General features: G+C 72.0%; 17 protein-coding genes and 1 pseudogene. 14 read left to right on the forward strand and 4 right to left on the reverse strand.

Going from position 1 to position 23,470, the window contains the following annotated elements; all coding sequences use genetic code 11:
* Positions 1-23: 23 nt before the first annotated feature.
* Both ACIQCH_RS11535 and ACIQCH_RS11540 read left to right on the forward strand, forming a co-directional pair.
* Positions 24-845: an SDR family oxidoreductase gene (locus ACIQCH_RS11535; RefSeq protein WP_402580439.1), complete on the forward strand. Its 822-nt coding sequence runs from the start codon at positions 24-26 to the stop codon at positions 843-845.
* Positions 835-1,752 carry an SDR family oxidoreductase gene (locus tag ACIQCH_RS11540; protein ID WP_402580440.1) on the forward strand — a complete coding sequence of 306 codons (918 nt, stop codon included), beginning with the start codon at positions 835-837 and terminating at the stop codon, positions 1,750-1,752. Before ACIQCH_RS11535 ends, ACIQCH_RS11540 begins: the two co-directional genes overlap by 11 nt.
* 301 nt (positions 1,753-2,053) lie before the next feature.
* On the opposite strand, the gene ACIQCH_RS11545 is transcribed toward ACIQCH_RS11540, so the two are convergent.
* A complete protein-coding gene (locus ACIQCH_RS11545; protein ID WP_402580441.1) occupies positions 2,054-3,487 on the reverse strand; it encodes a family 2B encapsulin nanocompartment shell protein in 1,434 nt (477 codons plus the stop codon).
* Positions 3,488-3,844: 357 nt separating this feature from the next.
* On the opposite strand from ACIQCH_RS11545, the gene ACIQCH_RS11550 reads away from it, so the two are divergent.
* From ACIQCH_RS11550 to pepN, 5 genes are all read left to right on the forward strand, one after another.
* Positions 3,845-4,615: a serine protease gene (locus ACIQCH_RS11550; RefSeq protein ID WP_402580487.1), complete on the forward strand. Its 771-nt coding sequence runs from the start codon at positions 3,845-3,847 to the stop codon at positions 4,613-4,615.
* 175 nt (positions 4,616-4,790) lie between these two features.
* A complete protein-coding gene (locus tag ACIQCH_RS11555) occupies positions 4,791-5,444 on the forward strand; it encodes a response regulator (protein WP_402580442.1) in 654 nt (217 codons plus the stop codon).
* Positions 5,445-5,502: 58 nt separating this feature from the next.
* Entirely contained in the window at positions 5,503-6,657 is a 1,155-nt protein-coding gene (locus ACIQCH_RS11560; RefSeq protein ID WP_402580443.1) for a sensor histidine kinase, read from the forward strand.
* A 170-nt stretch (positions 6,658-6,827) separates the two neighbouring features.
* Complete coding sequence (locus ACIQCH_RS11565) at positions 6,828-7,151, forward strand: chorismate mutase (protein ID WP_030204914.1); 324 nt, start codon at positions 6,828-6,830, stop codon at positions 7,149-7,151.
* Between the two features lie 40 nt (positions 7,152-7,191).
* Positions 7,192-9,687, forward strand: coding sequence for an aminopeptidase N (gene pepN / locus ACIQCH_RS11570; RefSeq protein ID WP_402580444.1), 2,496 nt, complete (start codon positions 7,192-7,194; stop codon positions 9,685-9,687).
* An 83-nt stretch (positions 9,688-9,770) separates the two neighbouring features.
* On the opposite strand, the gene ACIQCH_RS11575 is transcribed toward pepN, so the two are convergent.
* Positions 9,771-10,226 (reverse strand): hypothetical protein, encoded by a 456-nt coding sequence (locus ACIQCH_RS11575; protein ID WP_402580445.1) that lies wholly within the window; start codon positions 10,224-10,226, stop codon positions 9,771-9,773.
* Positions 10,227-11,507: 1,281 nt separating this feature from the next.
* Here ACIQCH_RS11575 and ACIQCH_RS11580 point away from each other — a divergent pair.
* Positions 11,508-12,908 (forward strand): pyridoxal phosphate-dependent decarboxylase family protein, encoded by a 1,401-nt coding sequence (locus tag ACIQCH_RS11580; protein ID WP_402580446.1) that lies wholly within the window; start codon positions 11,508-11,510, stop codon positions 12,906-12,908.
* Complete coding sequence (locus ACIQCH_RS11585) at positions 12,905-14,341, forward strand: lysine N(6)-hydroxylase/L-ornithine N(5)-oxygenase family protein (protein ID WP_402580447.1); 1,437 nt, start codon at positions 12,905-12,907, stop codon at positions 14,339-14,341. Before ACIQCH_RS11580 ends, ACIQCH_RS11585 begins: the two co-directional genes overlap by 4 nt.
* 66 nt (positions 14,342-14,407) lie before the next feature.
* Here the strand turns inward: ACIQCH_RS11585 and ACIQCH_RS11590 are convergent, their stop codons facing one another.
* Complete coding sequence (locus ACIQCH_RS11590; protein ID WP_402580448.1) at positions 14,408-16,216, reverse strand: bifunctional metallophosphatase/5'-nucleotidase; 1,809 nt, start codon at positions 16,214-16,216, stop codon at positions 14,408-14,410.
* A gap of 173 nt (positions 16,217-16,389) precedes the next feature.
* Entirely contained in the window at positions 16,390-17,649 is a 1,260-nt protein-coding gene (locus ACIQCH_RS11595) for an esterase/lipase family protein (protein WP_402580449.1), read from the reverse strand.
* A 266-nt stretch (positions 17,650-17,915) separates the two neighbouring features.
* On the opposite strand from ACIQCH_RS11595, the gene ACIQCH_RS11600 reads away from it, so the two are divergent.
* The 5 genes and pseudogenes from ACIQCH_RS11600 (at position 17,916) to ACIQCH_RS11620 (ending at position 23,452) form a co-directional block, all read left to right on the forward strand.
* On the forward strand, positions 17,916-18,638 hold the full coding sequence (locus tag ACIQCH_RS11600) for an SIMPL domain-containing protein (RefSeq protein ID WP_402580450.1): 723 nt from the start codon (positions 17,916-17,918) through the stop codon (positions 18,636-18,638).
* A 189-nt stretch (positions 18,639-18,827) separates the two neighbouring features.
* Entirely contained in the window at positions 18,828-20,252 is a 1,425-nt protein-coding gene (gene pyk / locus ACIQCH_RS11605; RefSeq protein WP_402580451.1) for a pyruvate kinase, read from the forward strand.
* Between the two features lie 246 nt (positions 20,253-20,498).
* Positions 20,499-21,020 carry a TerD family protein gene (locus tag ACIQCH_RS11610; protein WP_402580452.1) on the forward strand — a complete coding sequence of 174 codons (522 nt, stop codon included), beginning with the start codon at positions 20,499-20,501 and terminating at the stop codon, positions 21,018-21,020.
* A gap of 290 nt (positions 21,021-21,310) precedes the next feature.
* Positions 21,311-21,394, forward strand: a pseudogene (locus ACIQCH_RS11615) (DUF6891 domain-containing protein); the annotation flags it as partial.
* Positions 21,395-21,529: 135 nt separating this feature from the next.
* Positions 21,530-23,452 carry a transglycosylase domain-containing protein gene (locus ACIQCH_RS11620; protein ID WP_402580453.1) on the forward strand — a complete coding sequence of 641 codons (1,923 nt, stop codon included), beginning with the start codon at positions 21,530-21,532 and terminating at the stop codon, positions 23,450-23,452.
* Positions 23,453-23,470: the final 18 nt, after the last annotated feature.

Genomic DNA, 23,470 nt, shown 5'->3' on the forward strand with positions numbered 1-23,470 from the left:
TTAGGTGTGGAAGGTAGCAGCCCATGGAGCTGGACGGGAGGGTCGCGGTCGTCACCGGCGGAACCCGCGGCGTCGGAGCGGGCATCGCCGAGGCGTTCCTCGACGCCGGCGCACAGGTCGTCCTGTGCGCCCGCAGACCACCGGAGCACCCCATCGAAACCCCGGCCGGAAAGGCCGAGTTCATCCCCCTCGACCTGCGCGACGGCGCCGCCGTCGAGGCCTTCTTCGACTCCGTCGCCACCCGCTACGGCCGCCTGGACTGCCTGGTCAACAACGCCGGCGGCACCCCCTACCGCCCGCTCGCCGAGGGCGGCCCGGCCCGCCACGCGCGCGTCCTCGAACTCAACCTGCTCGCCCCGCTGACCGCCTCCCTGGCGGCCCACCCGCACCTGCGCGCCGCCCGCGGCTCCCTCGTGATGGTCGGCAGCGTCAGCGGCACCCGCCCCTCCCCGGGCACCGCCGCCTACGGCGCCGCCAAAGCGGGCCTGGAGAACCTGGCCCGCTCGATGGCCGTCGAATGGGCGCCCGAAGTACGGGTGAACACGCTCGTGTTGGGCATGGTCCGCACCGAGCTCAGCCATCTGCACTACGGCGACGAGCGGGGTGTCGCCGCCGTCGGCGGCACCGTGCCGCTCGGCCGCCTCGCCGAACCGCGCGAGGTGGGGGAGGCCGCCGTCTTCCTCGCCTCCGACCGGGCCGCCTACATCAGCGGTGCCAGCCTCCTCCTCCACGGCGGCGGGGAGCGGCCCGCGTTCCTGTCCGCCGCCACCGCCAACTGGCCGGGCGCCGACGAGTCCGGTACCGGCAGGGCCACCGTCGACAAGGAGAACCGAGATGAGCAGTAAGGGGATCTGCGAGGGCCGGGTCGTGGTGATCACCGGTGCCGGACGCGGCCTGGGCCGGGCGCACGCCCTCGCCTTCGCCGCCGAGGGCGCCGCCGTGGTCGTCAACGACCTGGGCGTGGGCCTCGACGGCCGGCCCGGGCCCGACAGCCCCGCGGCCGAGGTCGTCGCCGAGATCGAGGCGGCCGGCGGCCGCGCCGTCGCCCACGGCGGCGACATCGCCACCTCCGAGGGCGCCGCCTCCCTGGTCCGGACCGCGGTGGAGGCGTACGGGCGCCTGGACACCCTCGTCAACAACGCCGGCTTCCTGCGCGACAAGATGCTCGTCAACCTCGACGAGGCCGATTGGGACGCCGTCATGCGCGTCCACCTCAAGGGCCATTTCCTGCCCCTGAAGTACGCCGCCGCCCACTGGCGCGCCGAGTCCAAGGCCGGCCGCACCCCCGTGGCCCGCGTGGTCAACACCAGCTCCGGCGCGGGCCTGCTCGGCTCCGTGGGCCAGGCCAACTACAGCGCCGCCAAGGCCGGCATCGTCGGCCTGACCCTGGTCGCCGCCGCCGAGCTGGAGCGGTACGGCGTCCAGGTCAACGCCCTCGCCCCGGCCGCCCGTACCCGCATGACGGAGCGGACCTTCGCCGAGACGATGGCGGTGCCGGCCGGGGACGGCTTCGACGCGATGGCCCCCGAGAACGTCTCCCCGCTGGTGGTGTGGCTGGGCTCGGCGGCCTGCGCCGGGGTCACCGGCCGGATCTTCGAGGCCGAGGCCGGGCGCATCACCGTCATGGAGGGCTGGCGGCCCGGCCCCACCGCCGACAAGGGCGCCCGCTGGACCCCCGCCGAGGCGGGGGAGACGGCGCAGAAGCTGCTGGCCGAGGCCGAGGCCCCGCAGCCGGTCTACGGGGCGGGCTGACGCCCGCCGGCACCGCGGACACCCGGGCCCGCGCCCCCTCCGGGGCCCGGTGCGGCGCCCGGTTTCCGGACACGGAACGGGCCCGGCCTCCTGGCGGGGAGGTCGGGCCCGAACACCGACTCACGCGACACCGGGTTACTACCCACCCGGTGCACCTTTCGAACCGTCGAGTAGGTGTCTTTCCGTCAAACTCCGTAACGGACGCGGTCCGCCACCCCGCGCTCCGCCGCCGGCGCGAAGGGCGGACTCCACAAGCAAGGCGTGACAGCAGGGCGAAAAGAGGGGGCGGTCCCCGGCGTGCTCAGGCGCGCGGGCGGACCTCGACGTTCTCCAGGACCCCGACCGCGTCGGGCACGAGGATGGCGGCGGAGTAGTACGCGGTGACCAGGTACGAGATGATCGCCCGCTCGTCGATGCCCATGAACCGCACGTTCAGGCCCGGCTCCACCTCGTCCGGCAGCCCCGTCTGGTACAGGCCGATGAGGCCCTCGTTGTCCTCGCCCGTGCGCACCGCGATGATCGAGGAGGAGTGCGCCTCGGAGATCGGGATCTTGCCGCAGGGCAGGATCGGGACGCCCCGCCACGCCGGGATGTGGTGGCCGTCCACGTCCACGTGCCCGAGGGTCAGGCCGCGCTTGTTGCACTCCTTGCCGAAGGCCGCGATGGCCTTGGGGTGGGCGAACAGGTACTGCGTGCCGCGCCGCATCGAGATCAGGTCGTCCAGGTCGTCGGGGGTGGGCGGGCCCGAGTGGGTCTGGATGCGCTGGTCGTAGTCGGCGTTGTGGAGGAGCCCGAACTCGGCGTTGTTGACCAGCTCGTACTCCTGGAGCTCGCGCAGCTCCTGGATCGTCAGGCGCAGCTGCTGCTCGGTCTGGTTCATCGGCTGGTTGTAGAGGTCGGCGACGCGGGTGTGGACCTTGAGCACCGTCTGGGCCACGCTCAGCTCGTACTCGCGCGGCGTGAGCTCGTAGTCCGCGAACGCCCCGGGCAGCATGGCCTCGCCGACGTGGCCGGCGCTCAGCTCGATGGCCTTCTCGCCCGCCTTGTTGGTCTTGTGGCCGTTCTGGCCGCTGGTGTCGCGCGTCCGCGAGACGTGCGTGCGCAGCCCCTCGTACTGCTCCGCGACCGCCTGGTACGCCGACTCGGGCAGCGTCAGCAGGGTCACGGCGGTGGCGGCGCGGGCGGTGAAGTCCCAGGTGGTGCCGTTCGAGCCGGCCAGGGCGTGGCCGCCGAAGGTGTCGCCGTCGCCGTACCGGCCCAGGACGGCCTCCTCCCCGTACGGGCCCGGGCCGATCTTCTCGATCTTGCCGTGCGCGACGAGGTAGACGTGGTCGGCCGGGCGGCCCGCCTCCACGATGACCTGACCGGGCTCGAACTCCTGCTGGACGAACCGCTCCGCCAGCGCGCCGAGCGCGGTCGGGTCGTCGAAGCCGCGCAGCAGCGGGAGCTCGGCGAGCTCGGCCGGGATCACCTGGACCCGGGAGCCGCTCTTGACGAAGGTCACCCGGCCGTCGCCGACCACGTACGACAGGCGGCGGTTGACGCGGTAGGCGCCGCCGGGAGTGTGCACCCAGGGCAGCTTGCGCAGCAGCCAGCGCGAACTGATGCCCTGCATCTGGGGTTCGGACTTGGTCGTGGTGGCCAGGTTGCGGGCGGCCGCGGTGCTGAGGCTGAGTTGGATCCGGTGGGCTTCCGCGCCTGCGGCTGCGGCGGCGGCCGCGGTGTCGACGGACATGGGTTACTCCTTGTGGCGGTCAGTCACCTTGCGTATCCAGAAGTAGCGCACCCGTGCCGATGGGATTCGCAGGTACGCGGACGTGTGGCAGCGCAGGTCCGTTCCCGCGCGCCCTCGCGCGCCGTGCGCGCCCCGGCCCCGCGCGATGCCGCCCCGACATCGCCCTGCCGGCACCGCCCCGAAGCCGCCCCGCGGCGGTGGCCGAAACGCCCTCTTGCCGCACCGCGGCCCGAGTTGTGACATGGACGCGTCAGTCTTTTCGGTTCTCCCCGGAACCGACCACGCACAGCCCAACCCCCCACGAAAGGCAGTGTGTTGAAGACTTCACGCATCCCCGCCCCGCACCCCCGCACCTCCCTGACCCGCCGCCTGCTCCAGCGCACCCTCGCCGCCGGCGCCGTCGCACTGGCGGCCCTCAGCCTCCAGCCCGCCGGCGCCCAGGCCGCACCCCAGCCCGTCGTCGGCGGCGTCCGCGCCGCCCAGGGCGAGTTCCCCTGGATGGTCCGCCTCTCCATGGGCTGCGGCGGCGCCCTCTACACCCAGCAGATCGTCCTCACCGCCGCCCACTGCGTCAGCCGCACCGGCGCCAACACCTCCATCACCGCCACCGCCGGCGTCGTCGACCTCAACAGCTCCAGCGCCACCAAGGTCCGCTCCACCTACGTCCTCCAGGCCCCCGGCTACAACGGCAACGGCAAGGACTGGGCCCTCATCAAACTCGCCCAACCCATCAACCTCCCGACCCTCAAGATCGCCGACACCACGATCTACAACAACGGCACCTTCACCGTCGCCGGCTGGGGCGCCACCCGAGAAGGCGGCGCACAACAGCGCTACCTCCGCAAGGCCGACGTCCCCTTCGTCTCCGACGCCGCCTGCGCCGACGCCTACGGCAGCTCCCTGATCCAGGGCGAGGAGATCTGCGCCGGCCTCCTCGACACCGGCGGCGTCGACACCTGCCAGGGCGACTCCGGCGGCCCCATGTTCCGCCGCGACAACGCCGGCGCCTGGATCCAGGTCGGCATCACCAGCTGGGGCGAGGGCTGCGCCCGCGCCGGCTACCCCGGCGTCTACACCGAGGTCTCCACCTTCGCCACCGCGATCCGGTCCGCCGCGGCCGGCCTGTAACCGGCCCCGCACCCGTCCCACCCACGCCCCGGCCCGGACCCACGCACCCGGGCCCCCGTCCGTCCGGCCACCGAGCACACCGGCCGGACGGACGCGGCGCGGTTGCGACCCGCCCCGCGCCCCGGTCCCATGAGAAGGACCTGAACGGCGACGGGCGACACGGGGCAGGCAACGCATGACGATCACCGTGGTCATCGCGGACGACCAGGACATGGTCCGCACCGGATTCCGCATGATCCTCGAAAGCCAGCCCGACATCGACGTCCTCGCCGACGTCACCGACGGCGAGGCCGCCCTGACCGCCGTCGAGGAACACCACCCCGACGTCCTCCTCCTCGACATCCGCATGCCCCGACTCGACGGCCTCGAAGTCACCCGCCGCCTCGCCGGCCGGACCACCCCGCGCATCGTCATCGTCACCACCTTCGACCTCGACGAATACGTCCACGCCGCCCTGCACGGCGGCGCCAGCGGCTTCCTCCTCAAGGACGCCAGCCCCGCCATGCTCGTCGAAGCCGTCCGCGCCGCCGCCGTCGGCGACTCCCTCGTCTCACCCGCCATCACCGTCCGCCTGCTGCGCGAAATGGCCCCCCGCACCCCCGCCACCACCGCCCGCCGACCCGCCGAACCCCTCACGGAACGCGAGCGCGACGTCGTACGCTGCCTCGCCCGCGGCATGACCAACGCGGAGATCGCCACCGAGCTGTACGTCTCCCTCTCCACGGTCAAGACCCACCTGGCCAACGTCCAGACCAAACTCGACGCCCGCAACCGCGTCGAGATCGCCGCCTGGGCCTGGGAGAGCGGACTGGCCGCGAGCACCACATGAACGCACACCCGCCGACACCACACCCCCCACCCGCCAACCCCACCGGACCGGCACGACCGTGAGCCCCCTCCAGTCCTGGGCCCGCCGCCACCCCCGCGCCGCCGACTGGGCCCGCCTCGCCCTCACCGTCGTCCTGCTCGCCCTGGTCACCTACGAAGGCATCGCCCTCATCCGCCAGCCCACCTTCCCCCACGCCGTCGTCTGGGCCGCCGGCCTCCTCGTCAGCCTCAGCGCCGCACCCTGGCCCGGCATCCCCCTCCTCGGCCGCGCCTGGTTCGCCGCCACCGTCACCTGGACCGCCACCCTCCTCCTGATCACCACCCACCCGCCCCTGCACGTCTGGGGCATCGGCGAAGCCCTCGCCCTCCTCGTCCTCCTCAGCCAGGTCCTCCTGCGCACCCCCGCCCGCACCGCCGCCGTCCTCGGCCCCCTCCTCGGCCTGGGCTGCACCGCCGTCCCCGTGCGCGACAGCGACCCCGGCCGCTTCACCCTGCTCTTCTCCGTCCTCTCCGTCGTCGTCGGCGCCTACTCCCTCCTCCTCCGCCAACAATCCGTCCAACGCACCCGCGACCTGCGCGCCGTACGCACCGCAGAACGCCTCGAACTCGCCCGCGAACTCCACGACCTCGTCGCCCACCACGTCACCGGCATCGTCGTCGAGGCCCGCGCCGCCCGCTTTACCCGCGTCGGCGACGACCGGGCCGGCGAGATCTTCGCCCGCATCGAGACCGCCGGCAGCGAAGCCCTCGGCTCCATGCGCCGCCTCGTACGCGTCCTGCGCGAGGACGACGCCCCCGCCGGCACCCCCGGCACCACCCCCGTCGCCGGCCTCCAACAGATCAGGGAACTGTGCGAACGCTCCTCCCGAACCGGCCCGCCCGTCGCCCTCCGCATCGCCCCCGGCCTCGACGCCACCGTCCCCGGCGACGTCGCCGCCACCGCCCACCGCATCGTCCTCGAAGCCCTCACCAACATCACCAAACACGCCGCCGACGCCACCGCCGTACGCGTCCGCATCCACACCGTCCCCGCCGGCCTGGAAATCGACGTCACCGACGACGGCGCCCGCCCCGCCCGCCTCTCCGACAAGGCCCGCGGCGGCGGCTACGGCCTGGCCGGCATGACCGAACGCGCCGAAGCCCTGGGCGGCTCCCTCACCGCCGGACCCGCCCCCGAAGGCGGCTGGCGCGTCACCGCCCTCCTCCCCCTGTGACCCACCGCACCACCCGCCCCCGCCCCGACGGCCACCGACCCACCCGCCCACCACCGGCCGCACCACCCACCGACCCCGCCAGCGGCATCCGGCCACCCACCACCCCCGCACCGTCTCACTGTGCGGCCGAGCAGTGATCATCCGCCGCCACCCACGTAAGCTCACCCCCCATGAGCACCAGCGACAAGGCCACCCCCATCGACGAGGACGTCCGCGCCGACCTGGCCCGGCTGCGCGACAGCATCGACAACATCGACGCAGCCGTCGTCCACATGCTCGCCGAGCGGTTCAAGTGCACCCAGCAGGTCGGCTTCCTCAAGGCCAAGCACCACCTGCCCCCCGCCGACCCGGCCCGCGAAGCCAGCCAGATCGCCCGCCTGCGCGAGCTCGCCGAGAACGCCAAGCTCGACCCCGCCTTCGCGGAGAAACTCCTCAACTTCATCATCGCCGAGGTCATCCGCCACCACGAGACGATCGCTGCGGGCGAAGAGTAGACCCCTAGGTCGGACGGGGCCCGTCGGGCAGCATGGGCCCATGTCCGCACTGACGCGCAACGAAGCGCAGACCCGAGCCGCCCTCCTCGACGTCCACCACTACGCCGTCGCCCTCGACCTCACCACCGGCGACGACACCTTCGACTCCACCACCACCATCCGGTTCACCGCCACAGCAGCCGGTGACACCTTCGTGGAGCTGAAACCGGACGAACTGCGCTCGGTCACCCTCGACGGCCACCCGCTCGACCCGGCCACCCTCGACGACAACCGGCTCCCCCTCACCGGCCTGACCGCCGGCAGCCACGAACTGCGCGTCGAAACCGCCATGCGCTACTCACGCACCGGCGAGGGCATGCACCGCTTCACCGACCCTGCGGACGGCGAGACCTACCTCTACACCCAGCTCTTCCTCGACGACGTCCAGCGCGTCTACGCCGCCTTCGACCAGCCCGACCTCAAGGCCGTCTTCGACCTGGAGATCACCGCCCCCGCCGACTGGACCGTCCTCGCCAACGGCGTCACCGAACGCACCGGCCACCGCGCCGACGGCGCCGCCGTCTGGACCGCCGCCACCACCCCCCTCATCTCCACCTACCTCGTCGCCGTCGCCGCCGGCCCCTGGCACAGCATCCGCACCGAACACGCCGGCCTCCCTTTCGGCATCCACTGCCGCCGCTCCCTGGCCGCCCACATGGACGCCGACGCCGACGAACTCCTCGACATCACCCGCGCCTGCTACGACCGCTACCACGAGAAGTTCTCCGAGCCCTACCCGTTCGACTCCTACGACCAGGCCTTCGTCCCCGAGTTCAACGCCGGCGCCATGGAGAACCCCGGCCTCGTCACCTTCCGCGACGAGTTCATCTACCGCTCCGCCGTCACCGACACCGAACGCCAGACCCGCGCCATGGTCATCGCCCACGAAATGGCCCACATGTGGTTCGGCGACCTCGTCACCCTCCGCTGGTGGGACGACATCTGGCTCAACGAGTCCTTCGCCGAGTTCATGGGCTACCAGACCCTCACCGAAGCCACCCGCTTCACCGACACCTGGACCGACTTCGGCGTCCAGCGCAAGGCCTGGGGCTACGACGCCGACCAGCGCCCCACCACCCACCCCGTCGCCCCCGACCCCGACGCCGTCCCCGACACCGCCTCCGCCCTCCTCAACTTCGACGGCATCTCCTACGCCAAGGGCGCCTCCGCCCTGCGCCAACTCGTCGCCTGGCTCGGCGAGAAGGACTTCCTCGCCGGCATCAACCTCCACTTCAGCCGCCACAAGTTCGCCAACGCCTCCCTCGCCGACTTCGTCGACTCCCTCGCCGCCTCCACCGACCGCGACGTCCACGCCTGGGCCGACACCTGGCTGCGCACCACCGGCGTCGACACCCTCGCCCCCGACGTCCGCACCAGCCCCGGCGGCTGGACCCTCACCGTCGACCGCACCGGCAGCCGCCCCCACCACGTCCTCGCCGGCCTCTACGACCGCACCCCCGACGGCCGCCTCGAACTGCGCGAACGCCTCCCCCTCGACCTCCCCACCGACGAGGTCGTCTCCGCCGCCGGCCCCCGCCCCGCCCTGCTCCTCCTCAACGACGGCGACCTCAGCTACGCCAAGATCCGCCTCGACGACACCTCCGCCGAGACCGTCGTCCGCAGCCTCTCGACCGTCCCCGACGCACTCACCCGCGCCGTCATCTGGAACGCCCTGCGCGACATGGTCCGCGACGGCGAACTCGAACCCGCCGCCTACCTGGAGACCGCCCACGCGCACCTGCCCGAGGAGACCGACCTCGCCATCGTGCAGGCCGTCCTCGGCTTCGCCCGTCACCAGATCGCCGACCGCTACCTGCCGCCCGCCGACCGACCCGGCGCGCTCGCCCTCGTCACCTCCGTCGCCCGCGCCCTCATCCGCCGCACCGAGGGCGGCGAGGACCCCGGCCTGCGCCTGATCGCCGTACGCGCCCACATCGACGCCGCCACCCAGCCCGACACCATCGCCGCCTGGCTGGCCGACGGCACCGTGCCCGGCGGGCCCGAACTCGACCCCGAACTGCGCTGGCGCATCCTCACCCGGCTCGCCGTCCTCGGCGCCGTCGGCGAACCCGAGATCGCCACCGAACTCGCCGCCGACCCGACCGCCACCGGCCAGGAAGGCGCCGCCCGCTGCCGGGCCGCCCTGCCCACCTCCGAGGCCAAGGCCGCCGCCTGGCAGTCCATGTTCGGCGACGACACCCTCTCCAACTACCTCTTCACCGCCACCGCCCAGGGCTTCTGGCAGCCCGAACAGGCCGACCTCACCCACGAGTACACCGCCCGCTACCACCCCGACGCCATCGCCCTCTCCGCCCGCCGCGGCCCCGCCATGGCCCTGGCCGTCGGCCGCGACGCCTTCCCCTTCCACACCATCGACGCCGCCTTCCTCGCCGCCGGCCACACCGCCCTCGACTCCGACGAGGTCACCCCCGCCCTCCGCCGCAAGCTCGCCGACCAGCTCGACGACCTCACCCGCGCCCTCCGGGTCCGCTCCTGACCCCTCCGGGCCCTTGAACGGCGTGCCGGCAGGGCTGGACAGCCAGCCCTGCCGGCCGGGCCGCGGCCGGCGGCGCGGCAGGCTCAGCCCCGGCCGGGGGCGTCCGGACCCCCGGTACCGGGCTTTGGCATGAGCTCGGGCATGAGCTCCGGTGCATCAAGCGGGAGCGCGCCGACGGCGTCGGTGCACAGGCCGTAGGTGTACAGCCTGCCCACCTCGGTGCCGTTGTTCCTGCCGGTGACGTACCAGCCCTTCGGCCCGCTGTTCCAGGCGATGGAGCTCGCACTCATGGTGAACGCTCCGGCGTCGTGGTACGAGAAGAACCCCCCTCCCCCCGTGACCAGCTGACCGGCCGGACAGTCATCCGTCCTGGCCGTGCCGACCTGCCCTGGATTGATGTCGGTGTGCCCCCACACCGCAAGGGTGGTGATCGTCCGCGAAGCCGCCGAGGCGGGTTCGCCCTGCCTCGCGTAGGCGATCCCGGCACCGGCGGCAAGGGCCGCGGCGACCACGAGGGCGGTAGTTCGAACGCGCTGCATGATGACCTCCTGAAGTTCGATTCGCCGGAAGGTCCATAACCCCGTCGACCCGGTCCGTCCCCCCGCCTCACGCGAACACCGCAAGCAGAAACGATCTCCCAGGGCCTGTCCGAGTGACGCCCCTCGCCGCACCCGAGAGCCGCCAGACCAACGGCCACCCCCCGACACGGGTGCACGGACTCACGAGAGCGCCGCGTACCGCAGCCCGACCCGGGCACGGACTCACGAGAGCGCCCCGCAACCGCAGCCCGAAGCCCGACCCGGGTGCACGAAAACAAGGGAGTCGGCCGCGCCGTGGTGTGTGGGGGAGGTGCTTGAGGCGGTAGGGCAGGCTGGTCCGGAGGCAGGCCCGGGCCAGGGGTGGCCGAAGGCCAGGGCGAAGCCCCTTGCCCCTGGGGTGGGCCTGCCGCAGGGCCTGCAGGCCCTGCCGGGTCAAGCGCCGAGGGGACCCACACACCACGGGGCGGCCACCCGAAGCGGGCTGACCCCGACGCCGGGCCAGAGCGAGGGCCGCCGGGGTGTTACATACGAGGGTGTTCGGCTTCCGCGCCACCGGTGTCGCGCAATGGCGGCCGGGGTGGCGCCACCCTGTGGTGCGCGGGTCCCCGGCGCTTGACGCCCTGCGGCCTGCAGGCCCTGCGGCAGGCCCACCTCGGGGGCAAGGGGGCTCCGCCCCTGGCCTTCGGCCACCCCCGACCCGGGCCTGCCTCCGGACCAGCCTGCCACAGGGCGTCAAGCGCCTCCCTGCACACCACACGGCATCGGCAGGCGGGCCCGGAGCCGAGCGGCCCGAACACCGAACACCCAACACCCAACACCGAACGCCGAATCCGAACCTGACTCGACGGAATGAGCGGGCGGATCCGTTTGCCCGGCAGCCTGCGCGGCCGACCACACCAAGCCCCGAAGGAATGCCCGTACCAGGGCGGCGGGTCGGCCTGGGCACCCACGATGGTGAGTCGGCCCGGGCAACCACGGCGGTGAGTCGGCGTGAGCAACCAGGACGGCGGGTCGGCCTGGGCACCCACGATCGTGAGTCGGCCCGGGCAACCATGGCGTTGAGTCGACATGGGCAACCACGGCGGCAGGTCGACATGGGCAACCACGGCGGCAGGTCGACACGGGCGACCAAGGCGGCGGGTCGACACGGGCAACCACGGCAATGAGTCGGTATGGCGACACGCCAGCGCGGCGTCGAGGGTTACCACCGGCGGGTCAGGCTCGTTGGGCTGATCGAGGGCGAGTCCCCGCCCCCGCCCCAGACGCCCAGGGAGGACCCGCATGCCCGCGCTCCCCCCGCTCGCCGGCGGCGCAGCCGGACCCGCCGCACTGCGCCCCCTGGTGGACACCGTCCTCACCGCCCTCGAAGCCGGTGCGCGGGACCGCGGCGGCCCCCTGCCGCCGGGCGGCCCCGAGCGCGTCGCGCGTGACCTCGCCGACGCGCTGGGCGACGTACTCCCTGCTCGCGGAACCGGCGCCGAGGAGGCCCTCGCCGCCCTGACCCGGGTCGTCGCGGCCGGCTCGGCCGACCCGGCCGAGCCGTACTGCCTCGCGCACCTGCACACCCCGCCCCTCGCCCTCGCGGCCGCAGCCGACCTCGCGGCGAGCGCGCTCAACCCGTCCCTCGACTCGTGGGACCAGGCCCCTGCCGCCTCGGCCCTCGAAGCCCTCGTCACCCGCGCCCTCGCAGCCGAACTGTTCCCCGCGGGCCCCGCCCCCGACGCCCTCGTCACCACCGGCGGCACCGAGTCCAACCAGCTCGCCCTCCTCCTCGCCCGCGAACGAGCCCGCCCCCACCCCCACCCGCGCGCCCCCACCCCCCGCCTGGTCCACGGCGCCAACGCCCACCACTCCCTGCCCCACGCCGCATGGCTCCTCGGCATGCCGGAGCCGCTCGAAATCCCCACCCCCACCGGCACCCTCGACCCCGACGCCCTCGACCGGGCCCTCGCCGCCGAGGCCGGGCCGGTCCTCGTCGCCGCCACCGCCGGGACCACCGACGCCGGACTCGTCGACCCCCTCGATGCGATCGCCGACGTGTGCGCCCACCACCGCGCCGAACTCCACGTCGACGCCGCCTACGGCGGCCTCCTCGCCCTCAGCCCCCGCCACCGCGACCGGCTCGCGGGCCTCCACCGGGCCACCACCGTCACCCTCGACCTGCACAAACTCGGCTGGCAGCCGGTCGCCGCGGGCCTCCTCGCCGTCCCCGACACCACCCTCCTGGCCCCCCTCGCCCAGCAGGCCGACTACCTCAACGCCGCAGACGACACCGACGCCGGCCTGCCCGACCTCCTCGGCCGCTCCCTGCGCACCACCCGCCGCCCCGACGTCCTCAAGATCGCCGTCACCCTGCGCGCCCTCGGCCGCGACGGCCTCGCCGAGCTCACCGACCGCGTCTGCGCCACCGCGCACGCACTCGCCGCCCTCCTCGACGCCCACCCCCGCTTCGAGGTCCACGCCGCGCCCGCGATCAGCACCGTCCTGTTCCGGCCCACCGGAGCCGGCGACGACGACCTCGCCGCCCTCCGCCGCCGCCTGCTGACCGACGGCACCGCCGTCCTCGGCCGCGCCACCGCCGCCGGCCGCCGCTGGCTCAAGGCCACCGTCCTCAACCCCCACACCACCACCAAGGACCTGGAAGCCCTGGTGGCCCTCCTGGAAGGCAGCACCCACCGATGACCGGCCCGACGACAGCCTCCACCGCCCAGCCCGACGCCCCCCATGACCTCGTCGGCATCGGCATCGGCCCCTTCAACCTCTCCCTCGCCGCCCTCGCCCACGGACTGCGCCACCGCGAAGGGGCCACCGGCCTCACCACCGCCTTCTACGACCAGCGCCGCGACTTCCGCTGGCACCCCGGCCTCCTCATCGACGGCGCCACCCTCCAGGTCCCCTTCCTCGCCGACCTCGTCACCCTCGCCGACCCCGCCAGCCCCTGGTCGTTCCTGCGCTACCTGCGCCACAAGGAACGCCTCTTCCCCTTCTACTTCGCCGAGCGCTTCCACATCACCCGCGCCGAATACGACGCCTACTGCCGCTGGGTCGCCGACAACCTCCCCGGACTCCACTTCGGTCACCAGATCGACGCCGTCCGCTGGAACCCCGAACGCGACCTCTTCGAGGTCGACTTCACCCAGCTCGACGCCGACGGCGAAGCCGAAGCCCTCGGCCGCACCCACACCCGCAACCTCGTCCTCGGCGTCGGCACCGCCCCCCACGTCCCCGACCCCCTCAAACCCCTCGCCGACGCCCCCACCGTCCCCGTCATCCACTCCGGCGACTACCTCGACCACCGCGACCGCATCCTCGGCGCCGAGCACATCACCGTCGTCGGCGCCGGCCAGTCCGGCGCCGAGATCTTCCTCGACCTGCTGCGCGCCCGCCCCGCCGGCCGCGAACGCCTCACCTGGATCGCCCGCACCGAGGCCTTCGCCCCCATGGAGTACTCCAAGCTCGGCCTGGAGCACTTCACCCCCGACTACACCCGCTACTTCCACGCCCTCCCCGAGCCCGTCCGCGACCGCCTCGTCCCCGCCCAGTGGCAACTCCACAAGGGCATCGACCCCGGCACCATCGCCGCCATCCACGACGAGCTCTACCGCCGCACCCTCCACGGCGGCTGGCCCGACACCGTCCTCACCCCCGGCGTCACCGTCCGCACCGCCGGCCGGGTCGCCACCACCAAGGTGGAACTCCACCTCGAACACACCCAGCAGGGCGCCCGCTCCCGCATCACCACCGACGCCGTCGTCCTCGCCACCGGCTACCAGGAGCGCCCCCTGACCCGCCTCCTCGCCGGCCTCGACCCGTACGTCCGCAAGGACGCCGCCGGACGCCCCCGCATCGACGCCCAGCACCGCATGGTCCTCGACCCCGCCGTCACCGGCACCGTCTTCGTCCAGAACGGCGAACGCCACACCCACGGCATCGGCGCCCCCGACCTCGGCCTCGCCGCCTGGCGCAGCGCCCGCATCCTCAACACCCTCACCGGCACGGACCCCTACCCCCTGCCCGAACGCACCGCCTTCACCACCTTCGGCCTGGAAACGGCGAAGGAGCAGCCCCGCCCGCACACGGCGGGGGAGCTGCTCCCTCTGGTCGAACAGGTCTGACCGGTCACCCGGCGCCCCCGGGCGGCCGCGCACGCACGCCCGGCACCCGGCACCCGGCACCCGGCGCTAGAACACCGGCACGCCCGCCCGGGTCAGCTTCCAGTCCACCGACGCGAACTGGGCCGGGTCGATCGTCCCCTTCGCCTTCACCCACGAGATGATGGTGTTGCGGATCTCGTCCGAGTTCGCCCACAGCTGCTTCGCCTGCGGCACGTGCGGGAAGTTGCCGCCACCCGACGCCCGGTAGTTGTTCACCGCCAGCACGAACTGCGCCGCCGGGTCGATCGGCTGCCCGCCGAACGACAGGCCCGTGATCCGCGAACCGGTCGGCTGCGCGACGTCGATGTCGTACGTCAGGCCGTACACCGCGTCGTAGTTGTAGTCCGGCGTCGCCTCGGCGTTCGTCAGCTTCGCCGGGTCCACCACGTCACCCGGAGCCGTCCGCACGTAGTACTTCGCCGAGTACTCGAGGTAGTCCTTCAGCTGCGCACCCGTCATCAGGCGCGCCTCCAGCGTGTTCTCGAACGGGTACAGACCCGCCGCGTCCCGGATCGTCACCTGGCCGGCCGGTATCGCCGCCGTCCGCGAGAAGCACGACGCCTGCGACAGCACCGGCAGCGCCGCGTACTGCCCGCCCGCCAGCGCCGCCTTCACCGTCTCCACCTGCACGTGGTTGATCAGGTCGATGATCGGGACGTCCTTGACCGGACCCTCCGCAGAGGACATGGCCTCCTTGGAGCTGCCGATCACCTGGTTGACGTACGCCACCACCTTGGCGTGCTCGTCCGACAGCAGCTTCGTGATCTTCGGGTCCTCCGGCACGGTGTTGGAGTTCAGCACCTGCGCCGACACCTTCTCCACCGACCAGCGACCCCGCTCGAAGACCAGCTCGAAGTCGAACAGCGTCAGCCGCTGACCCCACTTCAGCGGCTCGGACAGCACCACGTCCTTGCCCGTCGCCTTGTTCTTCACCCGGTACTCCGGGATCTCGGTGTGCGCGTGACCCACCAGGATCGCGTCGATCCCCGGCACCTGCTCGGCCACCAGACCGGCCGCGTTCTCGATGTACGGCAGCTGGTCGCCGTACGACGACGTACCGCTCGAACCCGAGTGGGCCGAGACGATCACCACGTCCGCACCCATCGACCGCAGCCGCGGGACGTACTTCGCCGCCTGCTCCTCCAGACCCGGGAACGTCATCTTGCCCTGCACGTTCGCCTTGTCCCAGATCGCGATGCCCGGGTTCGTCAGACCCAGCACCGCCACCTTCACGTCCCGACCGCAGGGCGTGCGCAGCCGGTGCATGCTGTACGGCGCGAACGCCGGCCGCAGCGTCTTCGCGTCCAGCGCGTTCGCGCCCAGCAGCGGGAAGTCGCACTGCTCCTCGAACTTGCGCAGCACCGGAATGCCGTAGTTGAACTCGTGGTTGCCCAGCGCCGCCGCGTCGTACCCGATCGCGTTCATCGCCTGCGCCATCGGGTGCACCGGACCACGGCGCGCCGTGATCGGGTCCACCTTGGCGTAGTAGTACGACAGCTGCGTGCCCTGGATCGTGTCACCGGCATCGATCAGCAGCGTGTTGCGACGGCCCTTCGCCGCCCGGACCTGCTCCACCAGCGTGGAGATCTTCGCCAGGCCCACGTCGTTGTGCGCCTTGTCGTCGAACTCCTTGTCCGTGAAATAGTCCCAGTTGAAGACATTTCCGTGCAGATCGGTCGTACCCATGACCGTGAACGCGTACCGCTTCCCGTGGTCGCCCGCCGCGACCTGCGGGGCCTGCTCGGCGGCCGAGGCGGAAACGGCCGGACCCGCCAGCGCCACGGCCGCACCCGTCGCGGCCGAAGTGCCCAGGAACGTCCTGCGATCGAACGGCATGTCTTCTCCCTTGTGAGGCAATGCAATGCGCGTAGATTCTGACCCACCGGTAACCACCCACAACACCCCCGGCAGGTTGCGATCCGGTGACCGGTTTCCGGCCACCCTTGACGCGGCACCCACGACGACGCCCCCCGCGCTGCCCGGCAGCACGGGGGGCGCTCACCCGGCGGTCACCCGAGAGCGACGACCTCGTTCACGATCCACGCGCCGAGTTCCTCGGTCATCGTGGTGTGCCCCTCGTTGCGGCGCGCGCAGACGAAGGCGTCAAGTTCACTGTGGTCCGGGCCGATCGGCCGGTACAGCACCTTCCGGTCGTCGATGACACCGGCGGCGACGGCACTGACGCTGGGGATGAAGCAGGACGTACTGATGACGTCCGGGTCCACCGTGTTGCCGAGGAGGCCCATGAGGAGGGCGGCCAGGCCGAAGCTGCCGGGGTCACCCGCAGGCGACGGCGCGGTGAACAGACCTCCGGGAGCGCCGTCGATGTCGGGCAGCCCACCGGTGTGCACCGATACGGGCTCCTCGCCCGCCTTCTGCAGGCGCGCGACCACCTGATCGCCCTGCGCCTGCGTCTTGAGCCACGTGTCCTGCAGCGAAGGGCCGTTGCACCGCACCGCCGTCGCGCCCGCCGCGACGCCGTTGCCGGTACCGGTGTCCGTGCCGTTGGCGACACCGATCCTGCGGACGGTCCGCGGCCACCCCCCGACCTCGTCCAGCGCCCGCAGGAACGCCACCCGCTCCGACGCCTGCCCCGGGGCGTCACCGACCTTCTCGATGTGCCACCGCGCCATCTCCTTGGCGGCAGGGCTGTTGAGCAGCGCCGAGAACTGGCGCAGGACGGGCCCCACGCCGGGCGTCTCCCCCCACTTGTCCGTCGCGAAGTGCGTGAAGGCCTGCAGGGACACCGGGAGCCACGCACCCTGGTGGGGAGTGTCGTAGGAGAAGTACAGGCACGCCTCGTGGTCGGGGAGCCCCGGGTCCTGCTCCATCTTGGCCAGCGCGTACCGGGTGACCAGCCCGCCCATGCTGAAACCGCCCACGGCCAGCTTCGCCCCGCCCACCCGCTCGGCGACGGCGCGGCGGATGCACTCGACGGCGGTGTCGGCATTCGCCGTGATCGAAGCCGTCCGGTCCGCGTAACCCAGGACGACCACGTCACGACCGGTCGCGTGGAGCTCGGAGACGAAGCGGTACGCGCCGTTCTCCTCCAGGCCGTGCCAGAGCTGGTCGAGGTCGCTCGACCCACTGGAAAAACCGTCGGACAGGATGACGGGCCTGACGAGCTGCCTGCGGTTCAGCGGGCTGTAGTAGACCCACGCGGTCCCGCCGGCGAGCGACCACGTGTCGTGCGGCTCCGGAGCGGGGGGATACGAGGAACGGGTCCCGGGGGCGACCGGGCCCCAGACGTCAACGACGGGTGCGGACATGAGCAGCTGACTCCTTGTGCACGTCACGGATACACGGAAGGAACCGGCCCCGCGCACTGCTGCGGGACCGCGACCACGCAGCAGACTGTCACACTCCGTGTGCATATGACTACGGTACGTGGAAGATTCGCGCGTCCGGCCCCCCATGGGCTCCCCCCGGAGGCCGACGCGGCGGGCCCCGCGCAACCACGGCCGCCCGCCGGCCCCCGTCCCCGGCCCCGGCCACAACCCCCGCCCCCCGGCGGGGGAGTGGGACAGTTGAGCCCATGACGACCGACCACGCCACACCGGCCCCGCCCCCCGCCCCCTTCGGCACCCCCGAGGCCCCGCGCGTCGCCGTCCGGGGCGAAGCCACCCTCGAAGTCGACCCCGAAATCGCCCGCATCGGCATCACCGTCAGCGCCCGCGGCACCGACCGCCGCACCGCCCTCGACGACCTCACCCGCCGCAACGCCACCGTCCTCGACCTCATCAAGAGCTACGGCGACGCCGTCGAGAAACTCGAGACCGGCGCCTTCTCCATCACCCCCGAACTCACCCGCCACGGCCGCGGCGAACGCATCCGCGCCTACCACGGCCGCGTCCACATCAGCGCCGAACTCACCGACTTCACCGCCCTCGGCGAACTCACCACCCGCCTCGCCGACCAGGACCTCACCCGCGTCGACGGCCCCTGGTGGGCCCTGCGCCCCGACTCCCCGGCCCACGGCGAAGCCCGCAGGCAAGCCGTCCTCGAAGCCGTCCAACGCGCCCGCGAATACGCCGCCGCCCTCGGCGCCCGCCTCGCCTCCCTCGTCGAACTCGCCGACCTCGGCGCCGAGGCCGCCCCCGCCCCCTACCCCATGGCCGCACCCGGCGGCGCCGTCCGCGCCATGGCCTTCGGCGGCGCCGAACCCGACCTCCCGCCCGCCCTCGACCTCGAACCCCAGCGCCAGACCGTCTACGCCGCCGTCAACGCCCGCTTCACCATGACCCCGCCGGCCCTCTGACACCCCCGCACCGACACCCCGACCCCACCTCCCGGAGGCCCCGACAACCCCGCCGCAAGCACCCGCGGGGGTGCTCATCAGAGCACCCCCGCGCACATTCAACAATTGTCAACAACCCTTAACCCCACGGATGTTGAGCAGACACCTCGACCCCCACTCCTACCGCTCGGTAGGGCATACGCTCGCAGCATGCGCCGAGCCAAAATCGTCTGCACCCTGGGCCCCGCCACAGACTCGTACGAGCAGATCAAAGCCCTGGTCGAAGCCGGAATGGACATCGCCCGCTTCAACCTCAGCCACGGCACCTACGCCGAACACGAGGAGCGCTACCAGCGCGTACGCAAAGCCGCCGACGAAACCGGCCGCAGCGTCGGAATCCTCGCCGACCTTCAAGGCCCGAAGATCCGCCTCGGCCGCTTCGCCGAAGGCCCCGTACTCCTTGAACGCGGCGACACCTTCACCATCACCACCGAACCCCACCCCGGCGACCGCCACCAGTGCGGCACCACCTACACCGGCCTCGCCGCCGACGTCACCCCCGGCGAACGCATCCTCGTCGACGACGGCCGCGTCACCCTCGAAGTCACCCACGTCGACGGACCCCGCGTCCACACCCGCGTCATCGAAGGCGGCATGGTCTCCGACCACAAGGGACTCAACCTCCCCGGCGTCGCCGTCTCCGTCCCCGCCCTCTCCGACAAGGACATCGACGACCTCCGCTGGGCCCTGCGCACCGGCGCCGACATCATCGCCCTGTCCTTCGTCCGCACCGGCCGCGACATCGACGACGTCCACCGCGTCATGGACGAGGAGGACCGCCGCCTCCCCGTCATCGCCAAGATCGAAAAGCCCCAGGCCGTCGAGAACATCGACGACATCGTCGCCGCCTTCGACGGCATCATGGTCGCCCGCGGCGACCTCGGCGTCGAAATGCCCCTCGAACAGGTCCCCATCGTCCAAAAGCGCGCCGTCAAACTCGCCAAGCGCAACGCCAAACCGGTCATCGTCGCCACCCAGATGCTCGACTCGATGATCGACAACTCCCGACCCACCCGCGCCGAAGCCTCCGACGTCGCCAACGCCGTCATCGACGGCACCGACGCCGTCATGCTCTCCGGCGAAACCAGCGTCGGCAAATACCCCGTCGAAACCGTCCGCACCATGTCGAGGATCGTCGAAGCCGCCGAAGAGGACGTCCTCGCCAAGGGCCTCCCCGCCCTCACCGACAACAGCAAACCCCGCACCCAGGGCGGCGCCGTCGCCCGCGCCGCCGCCGAAATCGGCGACTTCCTCGACGCCAAGTACCTCGTCGCCTTCACCCAGAGCGGCGACACCGTCCGACGCCTCTCCCGCTACCGCAGCCCCATCCCCCTCCTCGCCTTCACCCCCGACCCCGCCACCCGCTCCCAACTCAACCTCACCTGGGGCGTCGAAACCTTCCTCGGCCCCCACGTCGACTCCACCGACGCCATGGTCGCCCAGGTCGACGAACACCTCACCCGCACCGGCCTCTGCGCCAAGGGCGACACCGTCGTCATCACCGCCGGCTCCCCGCCCGGCGTCCCCGGCTCCACCAACCTCGTCCGCGTCCACCACATCGGCGACCCCGTATAAGGACCGCACGCACCACGCACCCCACACGCCCGGGACGTACCACGCCCCGGGCGTTCCCGTACCCCCACCCAAGCCCCCCCCACGACCCCCAAGCCCCCACAACACCTACCCGGCCCCCTTCCCAAAAAGAGCCATCGCTGGCCGATAACGGACGACCCCACCACCCCCCACCCCCGCCCCGTGGCAGCATGGTGATCACACACCGCGCAAACCCGGCCAACACGGCCGGACACGAGGGGAGTTCGGGTGACCGGCATACGCAAAGGCCTCACCAAGGTCGAAGTCGCACTCCGCTGGGACCCCAGCCCCGCCGGCACACCCCCGCACGACCTCGACCTCGTCGCCGCCGTCTACGACGCCGACGCCCCCCACGGCCCCGCCGCCTACCTCGTCCACTTCGCCAACCGCTCACCCGACGGCACCGTCACCCTCGACCGCGACAGCCGCACCGGCCAGGGCTTCGGCTACGACGAGGTCATGACCCTCGAACTCCACCGCATGGACCCCCGCCTCCGCCGCGTCGTCATCGGTGTCGTCATCCAAGGCCGCGACGGCAAGACCTTCGCCGACATCCCCGGCACCGGCATCCGCATCCGCGCCGACCACACCGACCTCGCCACCGACGACCTCACCACCATCCCCCACGCCACCGCCGCCACCATCGCCGAATTCACCCGCGACGACACCGGCACCTGGACCCTCCACGCCGAAACCCGCGGCCACACCACCGACCCCGACCACTTCCCCGCCGCCATGGGCACCGCCTGACTGCCGCGGTGCCCACCAGACGGTGGCGGGTTCACAGGAAGGGCGAGGACCCAGAGGAACGCCGCTGACGGAATAGGTGCTGGCCCGGCACATCACCTCGCAGGGCCGGACGACGGCCATCACGGTGGACACGGTTCAGGCCCTCGGCCGGAGAGGAAACCGCCGCGGATCTCCCGCGAATGCGGGCAGCCGCGACGGCATCCCGGACGTGGGCTCTACTCGGCCTGCTGGCAGAAGCACCCTGACCGTGCCTACATCCGCGGCGAACACCTCCGTGAAACGCCACCGCCGGCCTCACCACCGACTGGGACGGCAACCCCTCCCGCGCCATCACCGTCACCCCACTCGACTGGCGCCGCCGCCTCCCCGCCTGACACGCACCACAGCCCCACACCAACCGAGAAAAACTCGCGAACGGACCAACCATCAGCGCAGTCTGATCATCCTCCCAGCCAAGTCGTCGCCACCCCCACACGACCACACAGGCGACCAAGGAGGACCGTTCCCGCATGACGCCGCCTCACCGACGCCGAGCGAAAAGCCCCACCGAAACCGACACCACCACCCGCCGCCGCATCGACTACCCCCGACACGGACGACACGGCTGGCGACGCTGGACCCCCTCCTGGAAACTCACCACCGGCCTCACCCTGCTCACCACCAGCACCCTCGGGGCCCTCATCGTCACCGTCTACGCACGGATCGACATCCCGACCGCCCAGGACTCCGCCCGACGCCAAGCCACCGTCTACTACTGGGCCGACGGCACCCGCATGGTCAGCGTCGGCGACGTCAACCGCCAGGACGTCACCCTCATCCAAGTACCCGACTCCGTCGAACGCGCCGTCATCGCCGCCGAGAACGCCGACTTCTACAGCGACTCCGGCGTATCCGCCATGGGAATCCTCCGCGCCGCCGTCAACATCGCCCAGGGCAAAGAAGTCCAAGGCGGCTCCACCATCACCCAGCAGTACGTCAAGAACACCTACCTCAGCCAGGACCAGACCGTCCAACGCAAGGTCAAGGAACTCTTCCTCTCCGTCAAGGTCAACAACCAGAGGTCCAAGGACGAGATCCTCCAGGGCTACCTCAACACCTCCTGGTACGGCCGCGGCGCCTACGGCATCCAAGCCGCCGCCTACGCCTACTACGGCATCCCCGCCACCCAACTGAACCCCAGCCAGGCCGCCCTCCTCGCCGCCGTCCTCAAAGGCGCCGAAACCTTCGACCCCTCCCTCAGCCCCGCCAACCACCGGCGCGCCGCCGACCGCTGGGAATGGATCCTCGACCGCCAGGTCGAGACAGGGACGATGAGCGCCGACGAACGCGCGAAGTACACCCAGTTCCCCGAACCGAAACCCCCGGTCAAACCCACCAGCCAGGCCGGCCAGACCGGCTACCTCGTCGACCTCGCCAACAAATACCTCAAGAGCCGCACAGGCCTCACCGACAAGGACCTCGCCCACGGCGGCTACCGCATCCACACCACCTTCCATAAGGACAAGGTCACCGCCCTCACCAAAGCCGTCGACCAGGTACGCCACGACCACCTGGACCCCAAGAAGCGCCCCGACGACCGGGACGTACAGATCGGCGCCGCCTCCGTACGCCCCCGCGACGGAGCCGTCATCGCCGTCTACGGCGGCACCGACGCCATCGAACACTTCACCAACAACGCCGACACCTCCGGCGTCCCGGCAGCCTCCGCCTTCAAACCCTTCGTCTACGCCGCCGCCCTGGAACGGATGTACGGCACCTCGGAAAACCCCACCGACAACGCCTCCCCGACCCCCCAACCCATGGTCTCGGCACCCCCGACCCCCCTCACCAACCTCCACACCGCCCTCGTGGCCTCCGACAACACCCCCTTCGTCACCGCCGCCAAGAGGATCGGCCTCGACAAGGTCAGGAACCTCGCCATCGCCACCGGCCTACGCCCGGAAAGCATGGCCACACTCGAACCCACCTTCGCCCTCGGCACCTCCACCCCCAGCGCCGTCCGCCTCGCCACCGCCTACACGACCTTCCTCAACCACGGTCAGGCCAACGAGCCCTACTCGGTCACCAAAGTCGTCCACGACGGCGTCGCCGTCCCCGGCCTCGACCGACCCCAGCCCCGACGCGCCATGAGCACCCAGGCCGCCGACATCGTCGGAACCGCCCTCCAGCAGATCAGCCGCACCACCCTCGGACCCCCCAGGAACCCCGAGTCCCACCGCCCCTCCTGGGCCGCCAAAACCGGCCCCAACGACCGCATGAAATCCGCCTGGTACATCGGCATGACCCCCCAACTCAGCACCTCGATCACCCTCTTCCGCACCCGCCCCGACGTCCCCCACCTCCTCCCCATGCAGGGCGTCGGAGGCCCCGACTCCCAACGCGGCAGCACCCTGCCCCCACTGATCTGGAAGGCCTACGACGACTCGCGCTGAACCCCGGAACGACGGCCC

The organism is Streptomyces sp. NPDC093225, assembly GCF_044753805.1.
Lineage (GTDB): Bacteria > Actinomycetota > Actinomycetes > Streptomycetales > Streptomycetaceae > Streptomyces.

Excerpts from the sequence above, each read along its gene's own strand:
- ACIQCH_RS11595 (WP_402580449.1), bottom strand. The coding sequence starts at position 17,649 with ATGTCCGCACCCGTCGTTGACGTCTGGGGCCCGGTCGCCCCCGGGACC.
- ACIQCH_RS11590 (WP_402580448.1), bottom strand. The coding sequence starts at position 16,216 with ATGCCGTTCGATCGCAGGACGTTCCTGGGCACTTCGGCCGCGACGGGT.
- pyk (WP_402580451.1), top strand. The coding sequence starts at position 18,828 with ATGCGCCGAGCCAAAATCGTCTGCACCCTGGGCCCCGCCACAGACTCG.
- ACIQCH_RS11535 (WP_402580439.1), top strand. The coding sequence starts at position 24 with ATGGAGCTGGACGGGAGGGTCGCGGTCGTCACCGGCGGAACCCGCGGC.
- ACIQCH_RS11580 (WP_402580446.1), top strand. The coding sequence starts at position 11,508 with ATGCCCGCGCTCCCCCCGCTCGCCGGCGGCGCAGCCGGACCCGCCGCA.
- ACIQCH_RS11575 (WP_402580445.1), bottom strand. The coding sequence starts at position 10,226 with ATGCAGCGCGTTCGAACTACCGCCCTCGTGGTCGCCGCGGCCCTTGCC.
- ACIQCH_RS11620 (WP_402580453.1), top strand. The coding sequence starts at position 21,530 with ATGACGCCGCCTCACCGACGCCGAGCGAAAAGCCCCACCGAAACCGAC.
- pepN (WP_402580444.1), top strand. The coding sequence starts at position 7,192 with ATGTCCGCACTGACGCGCAACGAAGCGCAGACCCGAGCCGCCCTCCTC.
- ACIQCH_RS11585 (WP_402580447.1), top strand. The coding sequence starts at position 12,905 with ATGACCGGCCCGACGACAGCCTCCACCGCCCAGCCCGACGCCCCCCAT.
- ACIQCH_RS11540 (WP_402580440.1), top strand. The coding sequence starts at position 835 with ATGAGCAGTAAGGGGATCTGCGAGGGCCGGGTCGTGGTGATCACCGGT.
- ACIQCH_RS11565 (WP_030204914.1), top strand. The coding sequence starts at position 6,828 with ATGAGCACCAGCGACAAGGCCACCCCCATCGACGAGGACGTCCGCGCC.
- ACIQCH_RS11545 (WP_402580441.1), bottom strand. The coding sequence starts at position 3,487 with ATGTCCGTCGACACCGCGGCCGCCGCCGCAGCCGCAGGCGCGGAAGCC.
- ACIQCH_RS11600 (WP_402580450.1), top strand. The coding sequence starts at position 17,916 with ATGACGACCGACCACGCCACACCGGCCCCGCCCCCCGCCCCCTTCGGC.
- ACIQCH_RS11555 (WP_402580442.1), top strand. The coding sequence starts at position 4,791 with ATGACGATCACCGTGGTCATCGCGGACGACCAGGACATGGTCCGCACC.